At 64.0% G+C, this 22,475-nt stretch carries 21 protein-coding genes; 13 read left to right on the top strand and 8 right to left on the bottom strand.

All coding sequences use genetic code 11. From position 1 onward, the window contains the following. Positions 1-22: 22 nt before the first annotated feature. The gene (locus HWV67_RS26115; RefSeq protein WP_175653349.1) at positions 23-316 is read right to left on the bottom strand and encodes a hypothetical protein; all 294 of its coding nucleotides are present in this window, start codon (positions 314-316) and stop codon (positions 23-25) included. Between the two features lie 92 nt (positions 317-408). Between HWV67_RS26115 and pbpC the strand changes: the two genes are divergently transcribed. Then, positions 409-2,763, top strand: a complete 2,355-nt coding sequence (gene pbpC / locus HWV67_RS26110) for a peptidoglycan glycosyltransferase PbpC (protein ID WP_175653348.1) — start codon at positions 409-411, stop codon at positions 2,761-2,763. Here the strand turns inward: pbpC and HWV67_RS26105 are convergent. After that, positions 2,757-3,206, bottom strand: a complete 450-nt coding sequence (locus tag HWV67_RS26105) for a DMT family transporter (RefSeq protein WP_095156050.1) — start codon at positions 3,204-3,206, stop codon at positions 2,757-2,759. The genes pbpC and HWV67_RS26105 overlap by 7 nt on opposite strands. A 534-nt stretch (positions 3,207-3,740) precedes the next feature. Continuing rightward, positions 3,741-4,286 carry a hypothetical protein gene (locus HWV67_RS31830; protein WP_256680207.1) on the bottom strand — a complete coding sequence of 182 codons (546 nt, stop codon included), beginning with the start codon at positions 4,284-4,286 and terminating at the stop codon, positions 3,741-3,743. Here HWV67_RS31830 and HWV67_RS26100 point away from each other — a divergent pair. After that, positions 4,269-5,651 (top strand): collagen-like triple helix repeat-containing protein, encoded by a 1,383-nt coding sequence (locus HWV67_RS26100; protein WP_256680206.1) that lies wholly within the window; start codon positions 4,269-4,271, stop codon positions 5,649-5,651. The two genes, HWV67_RS31830 and HWV67_RS26100, sit on opposite strands and share 18 nt — an antisense overlap. A 106-nt stretch (positions 5,652-5,757) precedes the next feature. After that, positions 5,758-7,428: a ShlB/FhaC/HecB family hemolysin secretion/activation protein gene (locus HWV67_RS26095; RefSeq protein WP_175653346.1), complete on the top strand. Its 1,671-nt coding sequence runs from the start codon at positions 5,758-5,760 to the stop codon at positions 7,426-7,428. 58 nt (positions 7,429-7,486) lie between these two features. Here HWV67_RS26095 and HWV67_RS26090 read toward each other — a convergent pair whose 3' ends face one another. Together HWV67_RS26090 and HWV67_RS26085 are read right to left on the bottom strand one after the other, a co-directional pair. After that, entirely contained in the window at positions 7,487-7,906 is a 420-nt protein-coding gene (locus tag HWV67_RS26090; RefSeq protein ID WP_175653345.1) for a response regulator, read from the bottom strand. A gap of 47 nt (positions 7,907-7,953) precedes the next feature. Continuing rightward, complete coding sequence (locus HWV67_RS26085) at positions 7,954-8,166, bottom strand: Flp family type IVb pilin (protein ID WP_175653344.1); 213 nt, start codon at positions 8,164-8,166, stop codon at positions 7,954-7,956. Between the two features lie 324 nt (positions 8,167-8,490). On the opposite strand from HWV67_RS26085, the gene cpaB reads away from it, so the two are divergent. The 8 genes from cpaB to HWV67_RS26045 are packed head-to-tail and all read left to right on the top strand — an operon-like array spanning position 8,491 to position 15,864. Then, a complete protein-coding gene (gene cpaB, locus HWV67_RS26080) occupies positions 8,491-9,420 on the top strand; it encodes a Flp pilus assembly protein CpaB (RefSeq protein ID WP_175653343.1) in 930 nt (309 codons plus the stop codon). Between the two features lie 21 nt (positions 9,421-9,441). After that, complete coding sequence (locus tag HWV67_RS26075; protein WP_175653342.1) at positions 9,442-10,686, top strand: type II and III secretion system protein family protein; 1,245 nt, start codon at positions 9,442-9,444, stop codon at positions 10,684-10,686. Further along, the gene (locus HWV67_RS26070) at positions 10,683-11,882 is read left to right on the top strand and encodes a pilus assembly protein (RefSeq protein ID WP_175653341.1); all 1,200 of its coding nucleotides are present in this window, start codon (positions 10,683-10,685) and stop codon (positions 11,880-11,882) included. Before HWV67_RS26075 ends, HWV67_RS26070 begins: the two co-directional genes overlap by 4 nt. Beyond that, the gene (locus HWV67_RS26065; RefSeq protein ID WP_175653340.1) at positions 11,872-13,140 is read left to right on the top strand and encodes a CpaF family protein; all 1,269 of its coding nucleotides are present in this window, start codon (positions 11,872-11,874) and stop codon (positions 13,138-13,140) included. The genes HWV67_RS26070 and HWV67_RS26065 overlap by 11 nt, the downstream gene beginning before the upstream one ends. Then, the gene (locus tag HWV67_RS26060; protein ID WP_175653339.1) at positions 13,137-14,018 is read left to right on the top strand and encodes a type II secretion system F family protein; all 882 of its coding nucleotides are present in this window, start codon (positions 13,137-13,139) and stop codon (positions 14,016-14,018) included. Before HWV67_RS26065 ends, HWV67_RS26060 begins: the two co-directional genes overlap by 4 nt. Position 14,019: 1 nt before the next feature. Beyond that, complete coding sequence (locus HWV67_RS26055; RefSeq protein WP_175653338.1) at positions 14,020-14,904, top strand: type II secretion system F family protein; 885 nt, start codon at positions 14,020-14,022, stop codon at positions 14,902-14,904. Between the two features lie 13 nt (positions 14,905-14,917). Next, complete coding sequence (locus HWV67_RS26050; protein ID WP_175653337.1) at positions 14,918-15,598, top strand: tetratricopeptide repeat protein; 681 nt, start codon at positions 14,918-14,920, stop codon at positions 15,596-15,598. Beyond that, the gene (locus HWV67_RS26045; RefSeq protein ID WP_175653336.1) at positions 15,598-15,864 is read left to right on the top strand and encodes a DUF3613 domain-containing protein; all 267 of its coding nucleotides are present in this window, start codon (positions 15,598-15,600) and stop codon (positions 15,862-15,864) included. The genes HWV67_RS26050 and HWV67_RS26045 overlap by 1 nt, the downstream gene beginning before the upstream one ends. A gap of 69 nt (positions 15,865-15,933) precedes the next feature. Here HWV67_RS26045 and HWV67_RS26040 read toward each other — a convergent pair whose 3' ends face one another. Further along, on the bottom strand, positions 15,934-16,710 hold the full coding sequence (locus HWV67_RS26040) for a response regulator transcription factor (protein ID WP_175653335.1): 777 nt from the start codon (positions 16,708-16,710) through the stop codon (positions 15,934-15,936). A 141-nt stretch (positions 16,711-16,851) separates the two neighbouring features. Then, the gene (locus HWV67_RS26035) at positions 16,852-17,322 is read right to left on the bottom strand and encodes a prepilin peptidase (RefSeq protein ID WP_095156064.1); all 471 of its coding nucleotides are present in this window, start codon (positions 17,320-17,322) and stop codon (positions 16,852-16,854) included. Between the two features lie 75 nt (positions 17,323-17,397). Between HWV67_RS26035 and HWV67_RS26030 the strand changes: the two genes are divergently transcribed. Beyond that, the gene (locus tag HWV67_RS26030; RefSeq protein WP_175653334.1) at positions 17,398-17,841 is read left to right on the top strand and encodes a TadE/TadG family type IV pilus assembly protein; all 444 of its coding nucleotides are present in this window, start codon (positions 17,398-17,400) and stop codon (positions 17,839-17,841) included. Then, on the top strand, positions 17,838-20,498 hold the full coding sequence (locus HWV67_RS26025; protein ID WP_175653333.1) for a PAS domain-containing sensor histidine kinase: 2,661 nt from the start codon (positions 17,838-17,840) through the stop codon (positions 20,496-20,498). The genes HWV67_RS26030 and HWV67_RS26025 overlap by 4 nt, the downstream gene beginning before the upstream one ends. Here the strand turns inward: HWV67_RS26025 and HWV67_RS26020 are convergent. Beyond that, on the bottom strand, positions 20,483-22,432 hold the full coding sequence (locus HWV67_RS26020; protein WP_256680205.1) for a pilus assembly protein TadG-related protein: 1,950 nt from the start codon (positions 22,430-22,432) through the stop codon (positions 20,483-20,485). The genes HWV67_RS26025 and HWV67_RS26020 overlap by 16 nt on opposite strands. Positions 22,433-22,475: the final 43 nt, after the last annotated feature.

The raw sequence follows: 22,475 nt of genomic DNA, 5'->3' as shown, positions 1-22,475 counted from the left end.
GCCGCAATCGCGGCCCCCCTGTTCAATGCACCACCCAACTCAACACCCACAACCCCAACAATGCCCAGATAATCCCGGCAATCACCGATGCCCGCATGAACGCCCTGACCGCTGAATACAACAGCAGCAACCCGATGATCAGAATCAGGATGCTGATGAGCGACGTGTCCATGCCCAAGGTGCTTGCCAGGCCGTCGATGAACTTCGTTCCGGCGTTGGCCAGCAGCGCAAACAGCCCGCTGAGGGCGTCCACCACAAAGCGGATGACGGCGCCTATCGCTTGTCCCAGCCACTCGAAAAAACCTTCTACATGCATGGTTGTGTCCTGATGATCGTCACAGCGTTCACGCTGCCTTCCAGCCTTTGGCTATCGCCAGGCCATTACGGTTCCCTGATGGAGTGCTTCCGATGTTCAGCGTAGCCCTGCCGCGTGGTCGCAAGGCCCGCTTGGCAACCCTGGTGCTGCTGGCGGGACTGGGGCTGGTGGCGCTGCTGTGGTTGGCCGACCGGATCTGGCCGTTGCCGCTGCCCGAGGATGATCTGGCCCGGGTGGTGCTGGCCGAGGACGGTACGCCGTTGTGGCGCTTCGCCGATGCCGAAGGCGTCTGGCGTTACCCGGTCGGTGTCGAGGAAGTCTCGCCGTTGTACCTGCAGGCCCTGCTCACTTACGAGGACCGTTGGTTCTACCGCCATCCCGGGGTCAACCCGCTGGCACTCGGGCGTGCGGCCTGGCAGAACCTCAGTGGTGGCCGGGTGTTGTCGGGCGGCAGCACCTTGTCGATGCAGGTGGCGCGCCTGCTCGACCCGCACTCGCGCACCTTGCCCGGCAAGCTGCGCCAGCTCTGGCGCACGCTGCAACTGGAGTGGCATTTGTCCAAGCGCGAGATCCTCGAGATCTACCTCAATCGCGCGCCCTTCGGCGGCACTCTGCAGGGCGTGGCGGCGGCAAGCTGGGCGTACCTGGGCAAGTCCCCGCTGCACCTGACGCCCGCCGAAGCAGCGCTGCTCGCGGTACTGCCGCAAGCGCCCAGCCGCCTGCGCCCGGATCGCCATCCGCAACGTGCCACCGCCGCCCGCGACAAGGTGCTGCAGCGCCTCGATGAATATCAGGTGTGGCCGAGCCAGCAGATCCACGAAGCCATGGAAGAACCACTGCTGCTCGCCCCGCGTCAGGAGCCGGCACTGGCCCCCTTGTTGGCGCGACGCCTGAACCGTGCGGACAGCCCGCCGCTGATTCGCACCACCCTCGATGCCGTATTGCAACGGCGCCTGGAAGACCTGCTGATCGGCTGGCGCGCGCGGCTTCCCGAGCGGACTTCGGCGGCGATTCTGGTGGTCGAGTCGCAGACTATGGCGGTGCGCGCTTACCTCGGTTCGGTGGACCTCAATGACGAGCGTCGTTTTGGTCACGTCGACATGATCAGCGCCTGGCGTTCGCCGGGCTCGACCCTCAAACCGTTTCTCTACGGCATGGCCATGGACGATGGCCTGATCCACTCCGAATCGCTGTTGCAGGATGTGCCGCGGCGTTACGGCGACTATCGCCCCGGCAATTTCTCCATGGGTTTCAGCGGCCCGGTGGCGGCCAGTTCAGCGTTGTCGCTATCGCTCAACCTGCCGGCGGTGCAATTGCTGGAAGCCTACGGGCCCAAGCGCTTCGCCGCGCAACTGCGCGCCGCGGGTGTACCGCTGGCGCTGCCGGCGCTGGCTGAGCCGAACCTGTCGCTGATCCTTGGTGGGGGTGGCAGCCGTCTGGAAGACCTGGTCGCCGGCTACAGCGCCTTCGCCCGCGACGGCATGAGTGCCAGCCTGCGCCTGCAACCGGATGCGCCGCTGCTGGAGCGACGCCTGCTGTCGCCGGGCGCGGCGTGGATCGTGCGGCGTATTCTCAGCGGTCAGGCCCGCCCTGATCGCGATCCGCACGCCGAGCTGGTGCAGCGTCCGACGCTGGCCTGGAAGACCGGCACCAGCTATGGCTTTCGCGATGCGTGGTCGATCGGGGTCGGGCCGCGCTACCTGATTGGCGTATGGATCGGTCGTCCGGACGGCACACCGGTGCCGGGGCAGTTCGGTCTGGCTTCGGCCGCGCCGTTGATGCTGCAAGTGCACGATGTGTTGAGCAACCGCGACAGTCAGCGCGGCATCGCCGTGCCGGTGCCCGCGGTGCCGGCCAATGTTGGCGTGGCAGCGATCTGCTGGCCGTTGGGCCAACCGCTGGCGCGCAGCGATCCCAACTGTCGACGCCAGCGGTTTGCCTGGACGCTGGACGGCACCACTCCACCGACGCTGATGGCGCAGGACCAGCCGCTGAGTGTCGGGTTGCTGGAGAGGGTGTGGATCAATGACCGGGGATTGCGGGTCGATGCGGGGTGTCCTGGCGCGCAGTCGCGGGATATTGCCCTGTGGCCGGCGCCGTTGGAACCATGGCTGTCGCGGGTGGAGCGGCGTGATGTACGGCTACCGGCGACCGACCCGGCGTGCCCGCCGCAAGTGCCGGCAACGGCGCCGCCGCTGTCCATCGTTGGCGTGCGTCAGGGTGACCAACTGCGGCGTCCGGCCACCAGTCGCGAGACGCTGCATGTGGATGTGTCCGCGCTGGGTGGCGATGGTCAGCGCTGGTGGTTCCTCAACGGTGCGCCGCTGGGTGAAACTGCCGGCCAGAACCTGTTGAAGGCCAACCTCGACGAGGCGGGCCAGTACGAACTGAGCGTGCTCGATGCCAGCGGCCAGACCGCACGGCTGACCTTCCAGGTCACTCAATAGCGGCGAATCATCCATACCCCGCCGAGGATCAACACCAGCCCGGCGATCTTGCCTAGGCTGGCCGGCGCTTCGCGAAAGCCCGCCCAGCCGAAATGGTCGAGGGCCATGGCCATTGCCAGTTGCCCGGCCAGCACCAGCGCCATGAACAGCATGGCGCCGATGCGCGGGCCGGCGAAGGCGGCGGTGGTGATGAAGAACGCACCCAACAGTCCGCCGCTCCAGTGCCACCAGGTCAGGCCTTTCAGGGCGGTGAGCCCGGGCATCTCACGTTGGCTCAGGACCAGCGCCAGCAGGGCGACGGTGCCCACCGCAAACGAGATCAGGGCGGCGGCCAGCACGCTGGACACCTGTTTGGCCAACTGGCCGTTGATACCGGCCTGCAAGGGCAGGAAAGCACCGGCGATAAAAGGCAGGCAAAGCAGCCACCAGACAGGGGCAGGCATGGAAAATCTCCAGGAAAAAAGTGCTACGAAACTCGCCGGATAAGCTCCCGGTCAAGTGAAAACCCGCAAGGGGGCGCGGAGTTTACTGTAGTCAACGGGCTTTCCCGAATCGCTTTTCATGCATAGCCGCTGCCCTGCAAATGCATGCGCCATGCACCTGAAATTGGCGCCAGCTACCCGTCAAATGGATATAGCGCGAAAGTCGAAGTGCCATCACCTGGGCTGAAAGAGGTTTTCAAGCCATTGAACTCAAAGGGCTTTTTTTGCCATCGCCGGCGTATATAAACGGTTAATACCAAGTTCAGAATTGTGACTCCTCGCTTGGGGGGCTGATATGGCGTTACGGAAGTGGAGGTTCCGCTCCGGGACCGTCCGTAAACACCAAGCAGCGGCAGCGAAAGCTATGGAGTCGCCATCATGAATACTCAAGCGTGGATTAAGGCAAGCACAGCACTGGCATTGGTTCTGGCTGTTACCGCATCGGCGGGTTGCAGCAGTGGTGGCGGTGGCCATCACAGCTCAGTGGACGGTTCTTCACAAACTGACGGCGGCGGTGCTGCCGGCGGAGGCGATGGTGGAACCGGTGGCGGCACCGGCGGAGGCGATGGCGGAACCGGCGGTGGCACGGGCGGCGGTGATGGTGGAACCGGCGGCGGCACGGGCGGCGGCGATGGCGGAACCGGCGGCGGCGGCATGGGCGGCGGCGATGGTGGAACCGGTGGCGGCGGCACGGGCGGCGGTGATGGTGGAACCGGCGGTGGCGGCACAGGTGGTGGCGGAACCGGTGGCGGTGGTACGGGCGGTGGTGATGGTGGAACCGGCGGAGGCGGCACAGGTGGTGGCGGCACCGGCGGTGGCGGTACGGGCGGCGGTGGCACTGGCGGTGGCGGCACCGGTGGCGGTAACGCCGGCGGTGGTGGCAACACCACCACACCTCTCATTACCGGCCAGGTTCTGGATCAGGTCGGCACCGGGGTCTCCGGGGTTGGAACGGCTGTCAGCAGCCTTGGTACGACGGTCAACGCGTTGCCGGTGCTGGGCAACGTCAATGCCGGTGGCCTGGTGAACTCCGCGGGTCAAGCAGTCACCAGTATCGGTACTGGGGTGAGCAATGGCCTCGGCGAACTGGGCACTGGCGGTAATGCTGTTGGCAAGACCCTTTCCGGGGTCGGTGCTGGTGTCGCGAACCTTGGCAGTGGATTACAGGCACTCGCCGGTAGCAATGGCATCGAGCAGGTACCTGTGGTTGGCGGCCTGGTCGGGCAGGTTGGTCAAGCGGTCACCATGCTGGGCAACACCCTCGATACACAGAGCACGACTGGCCCTCTGGGCAGCCTCAACCAGCAACTCAGCAACACCGCTGTGCAAGTCGTGTCGCTGGTGGAAAACACCACTGGCAACCTGGGCTCTGTGACTGGGCTGGGTGCTCCGCTTGACTCGGTGGTGCAGAAAGTGGGCGGCCTGGTCGACAAGGTCGGCGACAGCGTAACCGCCGCCGGCAACGGTAATCCCCTGACCACTGCGGTGGGTGGCTTGCTGAGCAATGTCGGTGGTGGCACCTCTACCGCTGGCGGTCTGGTTGGCGATGGCAAGGCGGGTGGTTCGACGGGCCTTCTGGAAACCGTGGGCGGTGTCGTCGGGGGTATCGGGGCCGGCCTCGATGCAGGCAGCAACAATGGTGTGGTGAGCGCTGCTGGCAATGCCGCGACCGGTGTTGGTAGCACGGTGGCTTCGCTGGGAACACTGCTCGGCGGTAACGGTGTCGCCAGCGGTAGCGCGGCAGCACCGGCTGCGGCACTGACCAACTCGGTAAGCTCGGCGGTTACGCCGGTCGTCAACACGGTAGCCAGCGTGACCCAGCAGGTTGGGGCTGCTACTGGTCTGGGCGCTCCGGTCAACGGGCTGGTCAGTCAGGTCGGTGGTGCGGTAACCAGCCTTGGTACCCAGTTGGGCAATGCTACGAGCAATCCCGTAGTCGATCAGGTTGGCGCAACACTGGGTGCAGTAGGCGTAACGGTCACCCAGGCGGGTGGTCTGGTCAACGGCCAAGCCAGCGGTGGTGGTGTCGGCGCAGGGCTGGGTGGTGTAGTCAACACGGTAACCAATACCTTGAGCGGTGCGACTGGAGGAACGGGTGGTGCAGGCGCAGGGCTGGGTGGTGTAGTCAACACCGTAACCAGCACCTTGAACGGCGCAACTGGCGGAACTGGCGGTGCTGGTGCAGGGCTGGGTAGCGTGGTCAACACAGTAACGGGCGCCGTGGGCAGTGCAACGGGCAGCGCTGGCGGTGTCGGCGGTACCCTGGGTGGCGTGGTCAGTACCGTGACAGGAACCTTGAATGGCACAGTCGGAGCCAATGTCGGTGGTTCCGTGGGGGCCGGTGCCGGAGCTACCGGCGGCGTTGGCGGCCTGCTCAACGGCCTGACCGGGGGCCTCAAAAAGTAAAAAGCCATCACTGTTGTTAGACGATCTTACGGGCAACACCTACGCTTGAGTCTGACGAGGGAACCGCCTTGGTTCCCTCGTACTTTTCAGGATCATGGAGTGTCCTATGCGATCGATGGCAGTCGCGTTAGTGGGTTTGTCCTGGGTCAGTGTGCTTCAGGCCGAGCCGCTCCCAAGCTATCTGAACAGCAACGAAACCGAACGCAACTTGCCGGCGCCCAACTTGCCGGCTGATGCTTTCAGGCCAACCACTCCCAAGCTGCAAGTGCCGAGTCCGGCAACCGCTCAACCCCAGCCGCTGATGATGAATACCCGGGTGCTGATCCACAAAATCCGCATCGAAGGCGGGACGGTTTACCCGCTGAGTGAATTGCGTGAGAACTACCAGGGGCTGATCGATCGCGAGGTGACGGTCGGCGAGCTGATCGAGGCAACCCGGCGTCTCACCCAGCGGTACCAGCAGGACGGCTACCTGTTGTCCTACGCGTTTCTCCCCGTACAGGATTTCGCCGAAGGCCGGCTGCGGGTCGTGCTGGTCGAAGGCTATATCAGCGATTACGAACTGCAGGGCGATGTTGGTCGAGTCTCGGGCTACCTGGACAAACTGGTGACCAAGCTCAAGGCCGTACGGCCGCTGACGCGCAAGGCATTCGAACGCTACACCTCGCTGATGAGCCGCGTGCCCGGGATCACCTTGCAGTCCAACGTGCCTCCACCAAGCACTACCGACGGAGCGAGCAAGTTGATGGTGCAGGCTTCCCGCAAGCCGTTCACCACCACCATGAGCCTCACCGACGGCAGTCGCGACGATATCCAGGCCCTGTTCGGTGCCAACAGCAATGCGCAGACTGCAGTCGCCGAGCAATTGAGTGTCAGCGCCCTGTTTCCGCCTGGCGAGGACAAGGAGCACTACTTCCGCGCCGACTACTCGCAGTCCCTGGACAGCGAGGGTACCCAACTGATCCTGTCGGCGTCCCGCTACCGCAGCGACCCCCGTGCGGTGGTCAGGCTGACGGATAACATCAACCTCAAGCAGCACCGTGAAAACGACCGCTACTCCATCGGCCTGACCCATCCGCTGATCGCCTCGCCCAATGAATGGCTGAGCCTGTCAGCACGCTTCTACGCCGTCGACGACACTACCGATTACCGCGTGATCGGCTTCCCGCTGAAAGTCAGTACCAACACCGATATCCGCGCCCTGGCCTTCGAAGGTGACTGGCGCAAGGCGACTGAAAAGCAGCTGCGGATCATCAGCGCGGGGGTCTACCAGGGCCTCGATCATTTCGGTGCTGAAACCGACGCGGGCTACGACCTGGATTTCTTCCGCCTGCGACTGTCCGGCGTACAGAGCGACCGCTTCTTCGAAAACTGGCAAGGCGTGGCGTCTGCCGCGTTGTACTGGACTGACGACAGCCTGCCCGACAGCGAGCGGGCGGTGTTCGGTGGGCAGAACTTCGGTCGCGGTTACCCCGTGGATCAGGCGTCAGGCGACAAGGGCTGGGGCGCGGCCTACGAGGTCAACTACAGCTTCAAGCGCGAAGGCGAGTGGGTGAAGGTGCTGCAGCCCTATGTAGTGCTGGACGCAGCGCGGACCTGGTTCAACGAACTGCAAGTGCAAGACTCGCGAATGTCATCGCTGGCCCTCGGCCTGCGCTTTGGCGATGCGCATTACTACAACATCTCGCTGGAGGCAGCCAAGCCGATGTCGGACATGGCGCTGGACAGTTTCAACCGCCGGCCGCGGTTCACCGTGAGCTTCAGTTATCAGTTGTGAGTAAGTCGTAACGAGAGTGCCCCGGGGCGGACAAGCAACCCCGGGGCATTTGTGTGTTCTAGGGAACGGCGCGCAGTTTTTCCTGGACCTCGTCCAGCGGAAACAGGCTGCTCAGCGTGTCCAGCAAGCGAGTGTGATAGATCGGTTTGCGAAAGACGCCCTGTACCTGCAAGCGGTCCAGTTCGCCTGCAACAACGGAGTCGATCTGCCCACTGCAGACAATCACCGGCAGATACTCGCGGGCCGTGTGGTCGCGCAGACGTTTGATCAGGGAGATGCCGGACTCTTCCGGCATGTTCAGGTCGGTGATGACCAGGGCGATATCCGGGTGCCGGGTCAACTGCTGGAGGGCGAGCTTCACCGATGTCGCCACATGGCAACGAAAGCCTTCGCCGTCCAGCAGTTCAGCCAGTTCGTTCAACGCTTCCTCTTCATCATCCACTAACAGCAACTGTTCGCGTGGGGGGGAAGCAGGCATGGCGTAGTCCTGTTACCGGGGGACAGGGTTCACATCACGAAGCCAGGTCAGTTGGAACCACTGCCGGAGCCTCCAGTAGCGGCAGGCAACGCCGTCTGGATCTTGGTGAAGACGTTGGTCAGGCCACCATTCATTCCGCCCATGAACCCAGCCAGTACTACGGCCACCATGGCAGCAACGATTGCATATTCGATACCGGATGCACCGTCGGTTTTCTTGAAGAATTTACGAACGGACCGGATGGCTGAGAAGAGAGTCATGATGTTGCTCCTTGGCGCTGTAGCGCGGGTAACACGGGGCTTGTGTGATTCCCCTTTGCCACCAGAGCATCGCCAAGAGTTAACCCTTCGGCAAATGTAAGAAAGCATTAATCCAAAAGTGATAACGGAAACCCGTCGCCAATAAGCTGTTGTTTTATGGGGATGACGGGAATACCACCGAAAATAATCTGACGGTGTAATGGCGTTTTGTCCTACCTGCGCTACCGTCAAATAGCGAAATAGTTACTTCCAAGTGTGTATTTGTGAGCCCGTTAACAAGAAGTCGCGGGTCGTGGGTGGCGAAGGGCAAGGGAGGGGCCGAACATGAGCAGTCGCATAACATTGATTCTTGCGGGGCTGTTTCTGTTGGGTGCCGTCATCGCCGGATATTGGGGATTGGTATTGGGCAAGCAGCCCGCTCCGGAGGCGCCAGCGCCAGTACCGGCAATCCAGCCCGTTACCCAAGCCGTTAACACTGCGCAGGACGAATTGCGCAAACCGGTGGTGGTGCTTCGCCGCGATGTTGTCGCCAACCTGCCGCTGACTACCGATGATCTCGCCGTAGAGCGCCTGCTAGTGGCGCCGGCCGGCAGCTTCCAGACGATCGAAGAGGTCGCCGGGCGCACGCCCTGGCGCGATTTGCCTGCGGGCACCTGGCTGGAAGAAACCAGCTTCGAAGCGGGTGGCCCGCTGGCGCGGATGATCCAGCCGGGCGAGCGAGCCCTGACCCTGGCCGTGGATGAGGTCAGCGGCGCCTCCGGACAGATCCGCCCCGGCGACTATGTCGATGTGCTGGTTTACCTGAAGGAAGAGACCGACAACCCCTTGGCCAGTGCCCAAGTGGTGGTTCCGGCGCTGCGGTTGCTCAGCGTGGGTCAGCAGATGGGCCTGGCCAACGATGGCAAACCGGCCGAGCCGGTCGAGGTCGACCCCAAGGCCCGCGAGGAAAAACGCCGCACGCTGCCACGCACCGTGGTGGTGGCGGTTCCCGAAGCTCTGTCGAGCCGCTTGATGCTCGCCGCCCAGGCCGGCAACTTGCGCCTGGCAGTACGTAGCGCCGAAGAAAAACTCCTGGCCCGCTACTGGGCGGATCCGAAGGCTACGAACACCACCCTGGCCAACGCCAATCGCGAACTCTACCGCTTCAGTCAACTGGCCATGGCCCAGCCTGCGGCGCCGGTGCAAAGCACCCCGGCGCCACGACGGGCCATGGAAATCATCCGCGGCACGCAATCCTCCGAGCAATCCCACTGAACCCAGCAAGGATGCCCTTCAATGCGCAGCCGTTCTTCGCGGATCTCCGTCTACACCTTGATGGCTTCGCTGCTCCTGCCATGGTCAGCATCGCACGCGGCCAGCAGCGGTTGTTCGGCATTGCCGCGTGTACCCGCAGTGATCGAAATCGACCAGGGCCTGCAGCAGGAAGTCCGCCTGCCGGTGAGCATCAGCCGTGCGGCGGTGGGCGACCCGAAAGTCGCTGATGTGCACCCGGTGGGCAACAACGCCTTGTTACTGACCGCCATTGGGCCCGGCGCTACCAGCCTGAGCCTCTGGACCGGCTGTGGCAGCGAACCGCGCCAGACCATGGTCTTCGTGCGCGGCCGGGCTTCGGCGGACATGGCCGGGGCGGGCGGGCAGCCTTTGCTGGATGCCGAACTGCCCAGCCAGATCCAGGCTGATATTCGCTTTGTCGAAGTCAGTCGAACCAAGCTCAAGGAGGCGGGGGCGCGCTTGTTCTTCAAGGGCTCCAACAACTCGCTGATCGGGTCGCCGGGCGCGGTGCCGGGAACCAACGTCAGCCCGGGCAATGTGCCCGTGACCAACCCGCTGATCCCCCTTTACAACGACGCCTTCAATATTGTCTGGGGCGGTGGCAGCAGCCGTTTCCTCGCGGCAATCAACGCCTTGGAACAAAGCGGCTTTGCCTACACCCTGGCGCGGCCCAGCCTGGTGGTGCTCAGCGGTATGACCGCAAGCTTCCTGGCCGGTGGCGAGATTCCCATTCCGGTGCCCAGCAGCGGCAGCGACAACGTGTCCATCGAGTACAAGGAGTTTGGTATCCGCCTCGCGCTCTCGCCGACAGTGGTTAGCCGGGACCGCATCTCCATGAAGGTCGCCCCGGAGGTGAGCGAACTGGACTACACCAACGCGGTGCAGATCGCCGGCACCAACGTGCCCGGTCTGAAGGTTCGCCGCACAGATACCAGCATCTCCCTTGCCGATGGCGAAAGCTTCGTTATCAGTGGCCTTATCAGCAATACCAACCGCTCGCAGGTCGACAAATTCCCGGGCCTCGGCGATGTGCCGATCCTCGGCGCGTTCTTCCGTCAGTCGAATGTGAGGAGCGAAGAAACCGAACTACTGATGGTCGTCACGCCTCATCTGGTCAGGCCGCTGGCCGCCAACGCTAAGCTGCCGGAGCTCCCGGGTGAGCGCCTGCGTACTTACGACCCGAGTTGGGGACGGCTTTTCTTCCTGGAAAACGGCGACTTCGCACGTCGCAGTGGGTTATCCCAATGAGCGAAAGCCTGAGTCAGACCTTCCTTGCCATCACCCGCAACGAGGGTGACCTGCAATGGCTGCAGACCGCACTGGCGCCGCTGGGCCAGGTGGTCGGCGCCGGCAGCGGCAACCTCGATGAAATGTTGGCGCTGGTCGACGTGACGTTCGCCAATCTGGTGTTCATCGGCCTGGACCGCGACCATGTGGTCAACCAGTGCGCACTGATCGAAGGGGTGCTGGAGGCCAAGCCGATGTTAGCCATCGTCGCCCTCGGCGATGGCATGGACAACCAGCTTGTGCTCAATGCGATGCGCGCCGGCGCGCGGGACTTCGTCGCCTACGGTTCGCGTTCGAGCGAGGTGGCCGGGCTGGTCCGGCGCCTGGGCAAGCGCCTGCCGCCGGTGACCACCAACCCGCACCTGGGCGGCCTCACCGTGCTCTATGGCACCCAGTGCGGTTCCGATGGCGCGCTGTTGGCTCTGCACCTCGGGCAAGTGGTGCAGAAAAGCGGCCAGCAAACCCTGTTGCTCGACCTCGGCCTGCCCCGCGGTGACAGCCTGGCGTTGCTGGGCGTGGAGTCGTCCTTTCATTTCGGCGATGCCCTGCGCCACCTGCGTCGGCTCGACAGCACCCTGATCGACAGCGCCTTCGCCCGCGAGGCCAGCGGCCTGCGCCTGCTGGCCTACGCCCTCGGCGACGAAGCGCTGGAGCGCACCAGCGCCGCCGAGTTGTACATGTTGCTCAGTGCGCTGCGGCAACACTTCCAGCACATCATCGTCAACCTCACCGGACAGGCCGACAGCGAGGCGCTGCGCACCTTTGTCAGCCACTGCGACAAGCTGATCTGGTACACCGACCAGAACGTCATCGAGTGTCGGCGCAACCTGGAAGTGCTGAACACCTGGCGTGAAAAAGGCATGAACCTGGAGCACGCCAAACTGCTGGTCGACCGCTACCTGCGCAGCGTGGTGCCGGACGCCGAAGCCCTCGGCAAGCGCTTCGCCCTGCCGGTGCTGACCGAGCTGCCGTCCAGTCCCGAGGTGCGGCTCAATGCCCGGAACCAGGGCGTGAGCCTGTTCGAACTGGCCCCGCGCGACAACCTCACCCAGGCCCTCAAGACCCTCGGCGATCGCCTCGCGCGGCGTTCGGAAAACCTCAAGCCCAAGGCCAACAACTGGCTGACGCGGCTCTGGGGAAACAAGCATGACCAGTGACGAGCTGTTCGGCGGACCCAGGGCCAACCTTGGCAACGATCCCCAGGCGCTCAAGCGTGCGCTGCACCGTCACATCATCGACGCCATCGAAGACTCCGGCCGCAACCTGCTGGAAGGCTCGCGCCCGGCGTTGGCGCAATTCGTCGCCGAGCAGGTCGGTGACTACATCGCCCGCCTGCACCTGGCGCTGTCGCGCTATGAAATGGAGCGGCTGGCCGAGGAGCTGGTCGACGAACTGACCGGCTTCGGTCCGCTGGAAGTCCTGCTGCGCGACACCAGCGTTACCGAAATCCTGGTCAACGGCCCTTACCGCGTGTTCGTCGAGCGTGCCGGGGTATTGCACCAGACCGACCTGCGCTTCATCGACTCACACCATGTCGAGCGGGTGATGCAGCGCATCCTTGCGCCGCTTGGCCGGCGCCTGGATGAGTCGTCGCCGATGGTCGATGCGCGCATGCCTGACGGCAGCCGGGTCAACGCAATCATTCCGCCGGTGGCGCTGGACGGGCCTTGCCTGTCGATCCGTAAGTTCCGCAAGGACATGCTCAAGAGCGTCGACCTGCTGGCGACCCGCGCCATCGATCCGGGCATTCTGGATTTCTTCGAGCTGGCGGTGAGCAAGCGCTGCAACGTGCTGGTCAGCGGCGGTACCGGTACCGGCAAGACCACGTTGCTGAACATCCTCAGCCAGTTGATCAGCCCGCACGAGCGGCTGGTGACCATCGAGGACGTGGCCGAACTGCATCTGGATCCCCCTCCCGTCGTGCGGCTGGAAACCCGGCCGCCGAACGCCGAAGGCCATGGCGAGATCAAGGCCAGCGAACTGATCCGCAACGCCCTGCGGATGCGCCCGGACCGCATCCTGCTCGGGGAGATTCGCGGGGTGGAAGTAATCGACGTGCTGACCGCCATGAACACCGGCCACGACGGCTCCATGAGCACCATCCACGCCAACACCGCGCAGGACGCGTTGCTACGTCTGGAAACCCTGGTCGGCCTGACCGGGCGCCAGGTGGCGGAGAAGACCCTGCGGCAGATGATCTGCGCCGCCCTTGATGTGGTGATCCAGTTGACGCGACTGCCCGATGGGCGCCGCTGTGTCAGCGAGGTATTGGAAGTGGTTGGCCTGCGCGATGACGTGTATGTCACCAACACCTTGTTCCGCCTTGATCGGCGAGGCGGCACGGCCTTCGTGCGTGAAGCGGTCAACCCGGCCGGAGAGAAGCTGCGCCGCGATCCTCTGGAGTCCGCGCCATGATCGCCCTGGTGCTGGGGCTGCTCGGCCTGCTGTTGTTGAGCGCTTCTGTCAGCCTGTTCTACAGCGGCGTGCGCAAGTCGGCGCAAGAGCGCACCTTGCAGCGGCTAGGCCAATTGCCGGAGCCCGTGGCGGTCGAGGCCCCGACCCGCGGCTGGCTGGAACTGCTGCTGTTGCGCGCAGGCTTCGACCGGCGCGCCGACCGTCTGCTGCTCTGGGGGGCGGCGTGGCTGCTGCTGATCGTCTTGGCTGGCAGTTTCTCGGGCTGGCCGGGGGCACTGATGACGCTGGTAATTGGCCCGCTGCTGTGGCGCCTGTACATGAGCTGGCGCTACCAGCGTCGGCTGCGGCGGATGATCGAGCAGTTGCCTGGTTTGCTCGATCATGCGGTGCGCAGTCTCAAGGCCGGCCGTACCTTGAACGATGCCGTGCTGGGGGCTGTCGACGTGTCCGCCGATCCGCTCAAAGGCGCCATGCAGCGGGTGCAGCGCAACGTGCAGATGGGCGTCAGCCTGGACGAGGCGCTGCAGGACCTGGCTGATCTCTACGATCAGGATGAGTTGCGCGTGCTGGCCTTGGGCATACGCATCAACCACCGCTACGGCGGCAATGCCAGCGAGCTTCTGGAAAACCTGGTCAAGCTGATTCGCGAACGTGAGCAGGGTGCTCGTCAGTTGCGCGCCCTGACGGGCGAGACGCGGATGACGGCGATGGTGCTGGCGCTGCTGCCGATAGGGATGGCAGGTTATTTCCTGCTGGCCAACCCCGGTTACCTGCTGTCGATGTGGCATGACCACAACGGCCAACTGATGTTGATAGCCGCTTTCCTCCTGCAGGTGTTGGGCTGCGTGGCGCTGTGGCGCATGTTGCGGAGTATCTGAAATGGCCTTGCTGATCAGCGCCGCGTTGTTCTTCCTGACCTTTGTTCTGTTGGTGAGCCTGCTGGCACGTCAGCAGCGCCGCGAGCGACTGGTTGCCTTGCGCCTGCAAGGTCAGCCGGCCGAGGCGACGACGCGTGACAACTGGCTGGAGCGCCTGGGCACCAGCGCCCTGGCCCAGCGCTCGTTGAACATGGACAGCGAAACCCGCCTGCTGCTTGATCGTATCGGCTGGCGTCGCACACGCCAACGTTCGCTTTACGCGGCATTGCAGATTGGCCTTCCGCTGTGTGCGCTGGCTATCGCCATCGTGGTTCAGCAACTGTTCTATCACGACAGCCAGACGCCCTGGCTGCTGCCGATGTTTTCTCTGGGGCTTGGCTACCTGCTGCCCAAACGGGTCCTGGCCTACACCGCCGCGCGCCGCCAGCAGCAGATATCCGAAGAGGTCTCCAGCTTCATTCCGTTGCTGCGCATCCTCTTCGATTCCGGGCTGGCCGTGGAGCAGAGCCTGCGCATCCTCAGCATCGAGGGCCGGCAATTGTTGCCGGTGCTCAGCGAGGAACTGCGGTTGATTCTGGTGCGGGTCGATTCGGGTCTGGCGCTGTCGGCGGAACTGGAGCAGACCTCGAAGCTGCTGTCGGTGGATGAATTCAGCGATACCTGCGTGATCCTGCAACAGTTGCTGAGCCAGGGCGGTGGGGCGATGAAGTCGCTGCTGGCCCTCAAGCAACTGCTGGACGACCGGCGCCTGACGCGCCTGCAGGAACGCATTGGGAAAATGTCCGGGAAGATGTCCATCGTGATGATGGTGTTCCTCTTCCCGGCCCTGTTGATTGTCCTGGCCGGGCCTGGGCTGAGCGCCCTGGCCCGGGCATTTGGTTCCTGAAGGGGAGAGCGGGATGAAAGTCAGCGTATTGATACTGGGTGTGATGCTGTTGAGCGGGTGCGCCAATCAGGGCGCACTGCCTTGGCTGAACGTGGCCAACGGTCCGGGCACCTGCCCCAAGCTCGACTCTTCTCAAGAGCTGGCGCTGAACATGGCCGATGAGTTGCTCGCCGACGGCCGCCCGCATGCCAGTCTGGCGCACCTGGAGGAAATGCCGGACAACCTGGTTCAGGTGCGTGTGCGCAAGGCCAAAGTTTTGCGCCTGCTGGGCAGCAGCGAGGCCGAGCCGCTGTACCGCAGCCTGCTGGGTGGTTGCATGTCCGCGGAGGCGGAACATGGTTTGGGGCAGCTGGCTTCAGCGCGTGGCGACAACGTCCAGGCCCGGCAGCACCTGATGCGCGCGGTGGGTCTGGCGCCCACCGACGAGAAAATCCGCAACGACCTCGGCGTGATTTACCTCAACCTCGGCGAAATGGAAAAAGCCCGCTTCGAGTTTCTTACCGCCATCGAGTTGAAAGACACCGACCGGCTGGCGGCGGTCAACCTGGTGACCCTGCTGCTGTACCAGGACAAGTGGCAACAGGCTGCCGACCTGGTCAGCCGGCTGGGTCTGAGTTCGGCCCAGTTCAGCGAAGCCCAGGCCCGTGCCGAGCAACTCAAACCCGGCGGCGCGCAGCCGCCCAGGAGTTCCTGATGAACGTGCGAATCCCGTTGTTGATCGTGCTGGCCGGCTTCTCGTGTGCTGTCGCGGCGGCTCCCGAAGGGCCCTCGTCCAAGGCCCAGGAAACCACCGAAACCTGGCTGCAACTGCAACCCCGAGGGCTGCATGCGTCCAGTAACCCGCAGGCCACCACGCCCATGGAGTACGACAAGTCCATGGAGCGCTTCAAGAAGGTGTACGACTACAAGATTCCGGAGGTCGTCAAGTGGGAGAAGGCGACGTCGTCGGGGAGTCAGTGAATCGGACGGAAGCTTTCCAGCGTTCTTGAGATCGAGCACCGCCTAAGCGGCGCTCGATCTCAAGGGCGCTCAATGCTCCGTCACCCGCTGCCACGGCGTCGATGATCCAGGCGAGAGCGCCAGGGCCAGTTGCGTGCGGTTGTGCATGTGGGTCAGGCGCAGCACCTGCGAGACATAGAGCTTCACGGTGTTTTCGGTGATGCCCAGTTCACAGGCGATCTGGTAGTTGGTCTTGCCCTTGCCGACCAGCCGCGCCACATCAAGCTGGCGGGGCGATAGTGGGGAGAAGATGGTCGGGATGGTGACGCTGTCGTGCTCGCTGTCTTCGCTGCCGTCGCCTTTGCCGGGCGCCTGGCCGCGAGCCTTGTCCAAGTCCTGGTAGAGGTCGTCGATGGAGTCGGCGAGGTACTTGAGCTTCTGGTTCAGGTGGCCAAGTTGATGGAAGTTCTTCTGCCGTTTCAGCAATTCCGTTTCCTGATGCTGCAGGCCCTTGAGCAGCTCTTCGAGGTCGACCGGCTTCTGGTAATAGTCCGCGAAGCCTTCGCGCAGGGCCTTGATGACATCCTGCTTTTCGGCGCGGCCGGTGAGCATGATGGCTTCGAAGGCGCGCTCCTGCCCGGCACTTTTCTTCAGCGCCTTGACCAACTCGATACCGTCGTACTCGGGCATGTTCAGGTCACAGAGCACCAGGCCGATGGCCGGGTCGGCGTTGAAGCGATCGATGGCAGTGACGCTGGAATGGCAGGGGACGCACAGATAACCGCTGCTTTCGAGGAATTCACAAAGCTCTTCGACGATCAGTGGCTGGTCATCGACGACCAGAACTTTCACTTGGCTGGTTGGCATTTAACTCGCAACTCCATGCTGAGGTGCCCTCCCTGAAAGCTGCCAAGGCGGTCCCGGGTCACGGTGGGGCACTAACTCAAAAGTAGTCGCTCCTTTCGACTATTTACAAGGCGTAACACCCGTGCCACAGGCATCAGGCGACTAATGGATCCATAAAGCAGCCAGCAGGAAGCCCGCCATGAGGAATGGGGCGAAGGGCTGCTTTTTTGACACTTCCTCGTGGATCGCCTGCAGGCGCTTCTTAACCTTCTGATTGAGCAGGGACCACAGCCAGCGTCGGCTGATCAGCCAGACCAGCACGGCGACTCCGGCGCCGATGAAAGTGCCCAGCAGATACCACTGGTCAGTTGCCAGGGCCAGGGCGCCCAACATCTTCACGTCGCCAGCCCCCAAGCGGCCGAGGATATAACCCGGAAGGGTTAACAACATCACCAGTACCAGCGCGACGGCCGCATCCGTGGGCTCGGCACCGATCCAGGTGTGGCCGGTGACGAACAGATAGGCGAGGGCGAGGGCGGCTGCACCGAGGGTGAGGACGTTGGCGATCTGTCGTTCGCGCACATCCTGTTCGGCACAAAGGGCAAGCCACAACAGCACGACTAGACTTTGCATTGGCGAAAGGCCATCCCCTGGTCTGATTGATTCTATGCTTGTCAAAGAGGTGTCACTGTCAGGGTAGACGCGATCATGAAAGCGAGCTTAGGTGGACGGGAAAAAGGTGCGGTGGCGATTGAGTTCGCCCTGGTCTTCGTAATGTTCTTTGCGGTGTTCTACGGGCTGCTCAGTTACAGCCTGCCCATGCTCATGGTGCAGTCGTTCAACCAGGCCAGTAGCGAAGCGGTGCGCCGCTGCGTGGCGCTGGACCCGACCAGTGCGACCTACGGCACCGACGTCACCAACCTGGCCAGACAGGTGCTGGAGCAACAACTGGCCTGGCTACCTGGTGCATTGCGTTTCCAGTACGCCAGTGACGCCACCGTGACGCTGACGTCGGGCAAGCTGCTGACGGTGAGCGTTCACTACGACAAAGCCAAGATCACTTCGGCGATGCCGGTGCTGGTGTTACCGGTCATCGGCGAAGTGCCGCGACTGCCGGCGCGACTGGGTGCTCAAGCGAGCCTGCAACTTTGAGCGGCGGCTCGGGGTTATTCGACCGCTGGCGGACCCGCGCCGGCGAACTTCCGACCTGGCCCGAGACCTCGGCACCGCCCGCGGTCGGCCTGCAACTGTGGCTGGATAATCAGGCGCGAGTGCTGCGCCTCAGCGGCCCGTTGCGAACCGTATTGGCCTTGCCGGCGCAGATGCCGGCGCGACTGCAGGATTATGTGCAGCCGCACAGCCTGCTGGCCCTGGAAGGCGAGCCGCCGGACTGGCAGGCGCACCCGCTTGACCTGGACTTCCGCGCCGCCGCCGGTCACACCCTGCATACCCGTGGCTGGTTGCTGGCTCAGCCCGAGGGCTGGTTGCTGCAACTGTTCGACATCGGCGACCTGGTGCAGCAACAACGCCAGGGCCTGGCCGCGCAGCAGCGACAAATGCTCGCCAGTGAAGTCGCGGCGGCGCTGCGCGATTGCAGCCTTGAGCACCTGGCGGAACAGGCCAGTGAGCAATTGCGCCGTCTCGCCTGGCACTGGCAGGCGGGTTGGGCGATGTTGTGGGTGCGGGGCGCCGGTGGCTGGAAAAACTACGTGCACTACGGCGACAACCTGCCCTGGAGCGAGCAACGGCTGGGCCTGCTGCTCAACGACCTGCCGGCCGAGCACCTGATCCACAGTGCTGCCCAGCCCACTTTGCAGGTGCTGGAATTGCCGTTCTACCTGATGCCCCACACCCAGCAGCATGAAGTGCAGGCCTGGTTGCTGTGCGAGGACCGCGGCCAGCCACGTCTGGACGACGACGCCTTGCTGCTTGCCGACGCCGTGGCCGAGCCGCTGCTGGCACGTCTTGCGGGTGATCGGCTGCAGGCCAGCCAGCAGCGCCTGGACAATGTCCAGGGCCTGCTCGGCGCCGGTTGGTGGGAGTGGTCGCCGCATGATCCTTATCTGCATCTGGCGCCGGGGTTGGCGATCAGCTTCGGCGTGCCGGCGCGGGTCACCCTGGCCGACTGGCTGACCCAGGTGCACCCGGCCGATCGCGAGGCGGCGCTGCTGGCCTTCACCGGCCTGCAACGCCAAGGCGACAGCCTGCAATTGTGCCTGCGCCTGCTTGGCGACACGCCGCGCTGGTATCGTTTGTGCGGCGAGCTGCGTGGCCAGGGGGAGGCGCGCCGGCTGCACGGCTTCATGCTCGACATCAGCGACATCAAGCAGCAGGAGCAACAGGCCAGCGCCGCCCACGCGCGGCTGGACAACCTGATCGCCAGTTCGCCGGCGGTGATCTACATCCAGCACTACGACGATGGCGCGCTGCACGCCGAATTCTTCAGCGCCAGCCTGCAACCGTTGCTTGGTTGGCAGCCGGCGCCGGGCGAGCGCCTGCAACCGGCGCAATGGGTGCATCCTGACGATCAACCGCTGTGGCTGGCGCGTACTCGCACGCTGCTGCGCGAGGGCCAGGTGCGCAGCCGCTACCGCCTGCGCGACAGCGAAGGCGGCTGGCACTGGGTGCTCGACGAGGCCCGGCTGTTGCGCAATGACCTGGGCATCCCGGTGGAGGCCGTGGGTATCTGGCTCGACGTCACCGAAACGACCCAGGCTGCCGAACGGGTGCGCCAGAGCGAGGAGCGCTACCGCGTGCTGGTGGAGGATTCGCCGGCGATGATCTGTCGCTACCGCCTCGATCTCGAACTGCTCTACGGCAACCAGCCACTGGCCGATTACCTGGAATGCACCCCGGCGCAACTGCCGGGGATGAACCTCGGCGACTGGTTGTCGCCGGGGCAGCGCGAGCTGTTTGTCGAACGCATTGCCCGGCTCAGTCCTGATGCGCCGGTGAGCAGTGACGAAGTCTGCCTGCAACTGCCGGGGCGCCAGCATGCCTGGTGGATCTGGTCGGACCGCGGGCTGTTCGATGCCGACGGCCGCCTGCTGGAAAGCCAGGCGGTGGGCCGCGACAACACCGAGGTCCGGCGCAGCCAGCAACTGCTGCTGCAGAGCGCGAAGATGGCCACCCTCGGCGAGATGTCCACCGGACTCGCCCATGAGATCAACCAGCCGCTCAACGTGATGCGCATGGCGGTGGTCAACGCCCTCAAGCGTCTGGAAGGCGGCGAGGTGGATGTCGATTACCTGCAGGAAAAACTCAAACGCATCGACGCCCAGGTGGTGCGGGCGTCGAAGGTGGTCGATCACATGCGCGTCTTTGGTCGCCGCTCGGAGGTCGAGCGCGGGCTGTTCGAACCCTGGGTTGCGGTGGAGGGCGCGCTGTCGCTGCTGGCCGATGGTCTGGCCGCCAAGAATGTCGCGGTGCGCCTGGGTGACCCGCTGACGGGGTGTCCGGTCAGCGGCCATCTGGATCAGTTGGAGCAGGTGCTGATCAACCTGATGGTCAACGCCCGCGATGTGCTGATGGAGAAGAAACCAGAGCAGCCGTGGATCTCGCTGCGCAGCGAGCGCGACGGCCAGTGGGTGCGCCTATTGGTGGAAGACAACGGCGGCGGCATCGAGCCGCGTCTGCTGGAGTGCATCTTCGAACCGTTCTTCACCACCAAGCCGGCGGGTGTCGGGACCGGGCTGGGCTTGTCGGTGAGTTACCGGATTGTCGAGAGCATGGGCGGCACCCTGAGTGTCAGCAATGGCCGTGACGGCGCGCGCTTCGCTATCGAACTGCCGGTTCAGAGCACCAGTTGAGCGCGGTTGCTGCTGCAGTCAAGGTGGGCGGCGACATCCGTCACCACCAGGTCGATGCCCAGCACTTTCAGCAGTGAATTGATCAGCGGATTGGTCAGGCTGTTGAGCAGAGCGGTGATTTTTGGCACCAGAATATCTTTCACGCCCGTGAGCAGGCTGGTGGCCGAGGTGACCACCTGCCCCAGCGGATGACTGCCCTGCGGCTGGTACGTCAGCAACTGCACGCCCGTGAGGGTGGTGCCGAGGCTGGCTACGGCGTTGCTGGCACCGGTGGTCGTCTTGTACACCGCAGGTTGATTGAGCTTGGGCAACTCGGTGGGGCCACTGAACAACAGGTTCACGGGCGAGGCGGGAGGTGTCCCCAGCACGGTGGTATCGACCTTGATGCCGATACCGCCGCCGACGAAGGGCACGCGCGTTTCGCAGCCAAGGGGAATGACGATCAGCCTGGTACACACGTTGGTGCCGAAGTCGATCAGCGGGATCGGCTGGATTGCCGCGTTACCGGTGGTGAAAAAGTCGTTGGGCGTGTCGAACTTGCCAACGGCGACTTTCGCCGCCGAGCTCTTGGTGCTCGCGGTGAGGGTCTTGGTGGGCGTGCAACTGTAGTTGCTGACCTGGCTGCTGCCCTCCGCGACTTCCAGGCCGATGTTGATCTGCTGCACATTCGGCATCAACTGGATGTCGCTGACTTTGCAGGGCACCAGCAGGGCGCAGCCGACCGATTCCAGGGTGCCCTTGAGGTTCAGGCTCAGCAGGTTGCCGATCAGCGTGGTCAGTGGCGAGGCGAGGGAAAGTACCGCGTTGGTCAGGCCGGTGATACTGCTCAGGATCGGCAGGTCGAGCGAAATCAGCGCCCGAACCTGGGCCGTGTGCACCTTGATTTCGTCGGTGGCCGGATTGCCGATGGCGGAAAGTTGCTCTGGCTCGATCACCTTCAGGCGAATCGTGCCCGTCACCAACCCCAGCAGGTTCAGTGGAATCTGCGCCACGGCGGCGCTCTGCTGGGCCGCCAGCATCACCGACGCCTGCACCAGGTCGATGACGTTGACCATGGTGTCGAGGCCAGCTCTAGGCGTGCCGTTCTGGATATCCAGCATGTCGCCCAGGTGAATCACGGTGCTGTTGTTCGCCCCGACCACCACTTTGCCAAGGTTGGTCACCACCTCGGCCAGCGCGCCCGACTGGCTCGCCACATTTGCGGCGACCTGGATGATATCGGTGACGTGCAGGTCCTTGGTCAGCAGTTCGTCGTAATGGCCGGCGCCGACATTGGCCTTGATCGCCAGTGCGTCGAGAAAACTCAGCAGGTTGATCTGCGTGTTGGCGATGCCCTGCCAGCCCACGGCATCTAGCGTCACGCGGCCGCCCAGCGGGTCGATCAGCGCATTGAGCAGCGCCGATTTTTGCGTGTCCATGGTCAGCAGGGTCGAGCGCAGGCGCAGCATGGCCACGGGCGGCAGCGGCGCGGCGGCCACGGCCTGAGCATGCAATTGCAGGGTGGTGGGAATAGGTTGACCGGCCACCAGGTTGCGGATGCCGGCGGCGATGCTGGTGGGGACGTTGACGTTGCCTACGACCTTGATGGCCTGGGCCAGGCTGGCATTCGGGCTGAAGATGCGCAGGCTGTTGGCGCCGGTGCTGATGCTGCCGCAGGTGGTGACCAGGGTGTTGCCGCCGGCGAGGGTGAAGCCGTTGCGCACCGCGCTGGTGTTCGCCAGGGTTGCGGCCTGCGGTCCGATGCCATTGCAGGTGGCGCTCTGGCCCGCGGCTTCCAGAGCCGCCATGTCGACGATGCGTTGCAGCTTGCGCTGTTCCATGTAAAGCCGCCCGCCGTCCACCGCGAGCAGCCCGAAAACCACGGCCAAGGCCAGGGTCAGCGCAGTCATCAGGCCGATGGCCCCGCTCTGGCGTGTAGCGAATCGGGAAGACACGAGCACTCCTTTGCCGGCACATGGCCGTGCACGTCGCGTGCGT

It is taken from the genome of Pseudomonas sp. Marseille-P9899, from assembly GCF_903166565.1.
Lineage (GTDB): Bacteria > Pseudomonadota > Gammaproteobacteria > Pseudomonadales > Pseudomonadaceae > Aquipseudomonas > Aquipseudomonas huaxiensis.
This window is presented reverse-complemented; position numbering and strand designations above follow the sequence as displayed.